Annotated in this window: 3 protein-coding genes and 1 pseudogene; all 4 read left to right on the top strand. The window is 71.0% G+C overall.

The features are described from left to right. Positions 1–1428: pseudogene (locus K8556_RS38610) on the top strand (hypothetical protein); the annotation flags it as partial. Positions 1429–1469: 41 nt separating this feature from the next. After that, a complete protein-coding gene (locus K8556_RS38605) occupies positions 1470–2252 on the top strand; it encodes a hypothetical protein (protein WP_223745139.1) in 783 nt (260 codons plus the stop codon). 3 nt (positions 2253–2255) lie between these two features. Continuing rightward, positions 2256–4658 carry a fibronectin type III domain-containing protein gene (locus tag K8556_RS38600; RefSeq protein WP_223745138.1) on the top strand — a complete coding sequence of 801 codons (2403 nt, stop codon included), beginning with the start codon at positions 2256–2258 and terminating at the stop codon, positions 4656–4658. Positions 4659–4698: 40 nt separating this feature from the next. Beyond that, the coding region (locus K8556_RS38595; RefSeq protein WP_223745137.1) for a M15 family metallopeptidase at positions 4699–5180 on the top strand (482 nt) is incomplete at its 3' end.

Genomic DNA, 5180 nt, shown 5'->3' with positions numbered 1-5180 from the left:
GCCGCCCTGGAGGCCGCCCAGAAGCAGGAGGCGGCGGAGCAGGCCGCCATGGCGAAGCTCCAGGCCCAGGCCAACGAGGAGTCGCGCAAGGAGTACCTGGCCAGCATCCGCGCGGAGGAGGCCGCCGGCGCCGCCGCATTCCACGAGATGCGCCTGGAGGCGGAGAGCCTCGCCGCTGAAGCGGAAGCGGCCATGGAAGCCGCGAGGCAGTCGCTGGTGGACCGCTTCATCGGCGGCCTGGGCCAGCTGGGCGACCTCATCAACGCAGGCGTCCAGGGCATGGAGGCGGGCGGTGTCTACGGCGCCATCATCGCCGTTGTGGGCGAGCTGCTCATGCAGTCTGAGGGCTTCAAGGGCGTCATCGAGTCCGTCAACACGCTCATCCAGAAGGTGGCCGACTCGCTGGGCACGTTGCTGGAGCCGCTCCAGCCCCTGCTCAACGCGGTGACGATGGTGGTGGATGGCTTCCTCTCTGCCCTCACGCCGGTTTTCGAGATGCTGGGCGAGGCCATCGAGCCGCTGGTGCCGCCGCTGGTGGTGGTGGGCGACATCCTGAAGGGCCTGGCGCCCCTCTTCGAGGTGCTGGGCCGCACCTTCCTGCTGATTCAGCAGCCGCTCAGCATCCTGGGCGGACCCGTCATGAAGGCCCTTTTCACGGCGCTGAAGTTCGTCGGCAGCGTCGTCCTCACCATCGCGAAGGCCATCAGCGAAGTCTGGAATGCCGTCATCGGCGCGGTGCAGGCCGTCATTCGCGCCATCTCCAGCCTCATCGACTGGACGGGCTTTGACGGGCTGAAGAAGTTCGCGCGCTCGCTCAACAAGCTGAAGGTGGACACCGACAGCATGGACGACTCCCTGCGCGTGCTGGAGGACACGACGTGGGACTCGGCGAAGGCGCGTGCAGAGGAAACCGCCCAGGTGGAGGAGCACACGGAGGCCGTGGCCCGCGCCACGGCGGCCCTCAGCAACGTGCCGGCCGCGTGGAAGGTGGCGCTGCGCCGCTTCGAGTCCGAGGACACGCAGGACGGCCCCACGGTGCCGCCCAAGCCGAAGCCCACGCCCGGGGCCGACGACAACGACGAGGTGAAGGCGCCTGACGGCCCCACCTCGCCCAGCGGACCGGTGCCGGCATGGCTCCTCGGCATGTTCCCTCCCGCCATTCAGCAGCTCCTCTTGGGACAGGCGTCCGCGACGCCAGCGGTGCCGGGGTGGCTTGGCAGCTACCTGCCGCCTGGCTTCACTGGCGGAGGGCAGGTGCGCGCGCCCGAGGTGGGCAACGTCTCCGCCATGGCCGCGCCCGTCACCTACAACATCACCGGCTACGACATCGACGCCGCCATGGAAGCGACGCGGCGGGACGAGTCGCTGCGCCAGCAGCGCGCGAGCATCCGCGTGGCTGGCAGCCGCGTGCGCCTCTCCGCCTTCTGAGGAGCCCCATGCCGCCCGCCCTGGCCCTTTCTGGAATCCCCTTGCCCGTTTCTGCGGAGCGGGGCCTCACGTACACGCCGACGCTGCTGGGAGAGCACCGCCGCACCTTCTCCGGGTGGTTGCGCAGCAGCGAGCGGCGCGAAGTCTTCACCCTGGCGGGCAACACCGGCCCCCTGACGCAGGAGGAGGCTCGCGCGTACCGGGGGCTCCTCAAGGGCGAGGGCCAGGTGTGGAGCTTCGAGGACGGGCTGCGCAGCCACGCCTTCCTCTCGCCGAGCGCCATGGTGGGCAACGTGTGGGCGGTGGAGGCCATGGGCCGATTCGGCGGGTGCATGCGCATGGAGGCGGGCGCGAGCGTCACCTTCCCCACGGGCCTTGGGGCACGGTGGACGGTGGCCTACTGGTGGAAGCGCCAGGGGACGAAGGACAAATGGCGCCACCACGTCCACCGCGCGGGGGCGGGCCTCCACGTCAACGGCGCCGCAGTCCCAGACCCCCACGCGGGCGGCTTCCTCGTCGTGGACGACGCAGGCCAACTGCCTCAGGGCGCGGTGACGCTCAGCAATGCGGTAGGCGGGGGCGAGCTGCTGGTGGATGAGCTCGTGGTGCTGCCGTGGGTGGCACCCGCGTCGTGGGTGGCTCCCTGGTTCGCTGCTGGCGAGTCCTTCGGCGCGCCGTACCCGTACCACCGGGCCTCGGGCGCCGCGCTCTACGAGCCGCTGCCCGTGCTGGGCCGAGTGGGAACGGGACGCGCCGTGCAGTGGTGGGAGGGCGGCAGCCTCGTCCTCGGGCAGGAGTTCGACTTCGAGTTGCAGGAGCGCTGACGCATGCGGCCCCTCTCTTCCTTCCAGGCGGCCCTCCTGGGCAGCCCTTCCGGCTACTCCACCCACCCGCGCGTCTGGGTGCGCGACGCGGCAGGGGAGTGGCGTGGTCTGCATACCCTCCTGGGCTTCGACTGGGTGCTGGGTGTCCGAATCAACGACAAGCTGGACGCGCCCGTGGCCGAAGCGGAGGTGTCCCTGGTGCGCAGCGGCGCCGCTGGAGCACGCCTCTCCCTCTCGCCCCTGGTGGTGCAGTCCCTCGCCAACACCTCCGGCGCGGGCACCTTCGCGCCGCTGCTGGTGGAGGGCGCCTATTTCCGCGTGGAGCTGGGCCTCGCGCCGCTCGCCACCGCGCCGAAAGAGGCGGACTACTTCGAGGTCTTCCGGGGCCGCATCGATGAGGTGGACGCCGGGCCCGACGAGCTGCGCGTCGTGGGCCGCGACTTGGGTGGGCTGCTGCAGGACACCTTCATCGAGGTGGAGCGCGAATACGGCAACGACACGGTGGGCGTGGCCGTGCAGACCATCATCCAGTCGCTGTTGGACGACAACGGCCTCGCAGCCTTCGCCCTCTTCACGCCCGTGGACCCCATGTCCCAGCGCGGCCGGTACGTGCAGAAGGTGGAGCCGGTGCTGGACGCGGCGCGCACCCTGGCGCAGCGGATTGGTTGGGACTGCCGCATGCGCTGGCAGCCCGCCGCGAACGCCTACGCGCTGACGCTCGCCGCGCCCAACCGCCTCCAGACGGAGGAGGACTGGGCCTATGGGCCGGACGAGTACGGCAACCTCGATGGGGTGACGCGGCAGCTGGCGGACATCCGCACGGACGTGGAGGTCGTCTACAGCGACAGGTTTGACTTGGACGCCTCGGGCACGCCGAAGCGCAAGACGGTGACGGCCAGCAACCCCACGGCGCGTGCGCAGGTGGGCCGCCGCTGGATGCAAGTGGCGGAGGAGGCCGCCAGCAACATCGACACGGAGCCCGAAGCCCAGCGGCTCGCGGACGCGGCCATCGCGGACCTCGCCGTCTCGCCCCTGACCGTCACCATGACGGTAGACCCTCACCCCGGCCTGGAGCTTGCGGACCTGGTGCTCGTGCTGCCGGACGGCGTGCGCTTGGACACGGCGCAGCGGCTCGCGGTGCAGGAGCTGGAGCACCAGTGCGCCACGGACGGCACGGCGCGCATGAGGCTGGTGCTGCGCGGCCAGCCCTCTACGTCGCTGCGTGAGTGGCTGGAGCGCGATAGCCGGCCGGGCATTGCCCCCAGCGCCACCTTCACGGGCCCGGCCGCACCGCAGGAGGTGAGGGCGACGCCGACCGTCAACGGGTGCGTGGTGACGTGGACCCCCGCCACCAGCGGCCCGGCCTGGGACGAGTATGAGGTGCACGCCTCTCGCACGCCGGGCTTCCAGCCCTCGGAGGCCACCTTCCAGGGCCGGGCCTCCGCCACGCGCTTCCCGCTGTCCGCGCTGCGCCCCGGTGCCACGTACTACTGCCGGGTGGTGGGCCGCGACGTCTCGGGCAACTTGGGCGCGCCATCCGCCGAGGTGTCCGTCACCACGGCCTACGTGACGCCCGCCACGTTGCAGCCCGCCGTGGCCTTCGGCGAGTCGCCTCCCAACCCCGACTTCGAGGCGCACTCCTTCGAGGAGTTGCCCCCGGACGCCTGGACGATGGGAGTCGGCCTCTGGGGCGCACATGCGCAGGTGACGGCGGACGCGTACACGGGCGCGCGTGCTGTCCGCCTCACGGCGAGCGGCACGCGGCTGGACTCGCAGGCGATGATTGCGCGGCCAGGGGACAGGTACTGCGTGGATGCCCTCGCGAGGGCGTCACAGGTAGGGGCGGCCTTCTCCGTCCAACTCGTCTGGTACGGCGGCGCCTTCAACGTGCTGGGTACGGTGAGCACGACGAAAACGCTGCCGACGAGTGGCTGGGAGCGGATGACGGGCTTCCACAATGCGCCCTCCGGCACGCGCTACGTCCAGGTGCGCCTGCTGGCCCTGGCGACGCAAGGCTTGCCGTGGGTGTACGTCGATTCGGTGCGCCTGGAGCGAATCGGCGGCCTCGTCGAGCCGTGGACGGCCATCCGCACCGGGCAGATTAGCGACCTGGAGAATGGTTGGGTGGCGTGGGATGCCACCAACTGGCCCCTGGGCTACTACCGCAACAGCGACAACGAGGTGGCCATGCGGGGCCTCGTCCGGCCCGGTGCGGTGGGCTACGTGACGGCATACCGCTTCCCGAGCGGTCTTCGTCCGAGTAGCGCCCGCATTTTCACGGTGCCGACGAGCCATGGCCTGGGGCTGGCACAGCTGCTGCCGGATGGCGCCCTCCAGGTTTACAGCGTGCCCTCGGGCACCGGCTGGGTGGGCTTCGACACGGTGCGCTTCCGCGCGGAGGTGTAGCGCACGCCACACGTCGAAACCCGCCCCCATTCAGTGGGGGATGATTCCCAATCCTGAACTCTTCTCCCGTCTCGACTTGAAGTCCCTCTACCCGCCCTTCCAGGCGGTGATGGGGGAAGTCATCGCCCGCTGCCGTGCGCGCGGCGCGGACTACGTCGCCACGCGCGGCTACGCCACCTTCGCGGAGCAGCGCGTGCTGCACCTGCGCTACCTGAAGGGGGAGGGCGGACGCGCTGCGCCGGAGGGCCTCTCCGCGCACAACTACGGCCTGGCGAGCGACTTCTGCCGCGACGCGGACGTGAACCGCCCCGGACTTCAGCCGCGCTGGGACGGTCCGGCCTACGCCATTCTCGGCGAGGAGACGCGCCGCGCGGGCCTCGCCTGGGGCGGCTCCTTCGGGGATGCGCCGCACTGCCAGTGGCCGGGCCTCGTGAGCGGCAGCCAACTGGAGCCCGTGCGCGGCCTCTTCCACTCGGAGCCAAGGGGCAGCACGGACGCGCAGCGGCTCGCCGCCGTCTGGCG

Origin of the sequence: Corallococcus sp. AS-1-12 (assembly GCF_020036995.1) — a bacterium.
Classification (GTDB): Bacteria; Myxococcota; Myxococcia; order Myxococcales; family Myxococcaceae; genus Corallococcus.
This window is presented reverse-complemented; position numbering and strand designations above follow the sequence as displayed.

Excerpts from the sequence above, each read along its gene's own strand:
- K8556_RS38600 (WP_223745138.1), top strand. The coding sequence starts at position 2,256 with ATGCGGCCCCTCTCTTCCTTCCAGGCGGCCCTCCTGGGCAGCCCTTCC.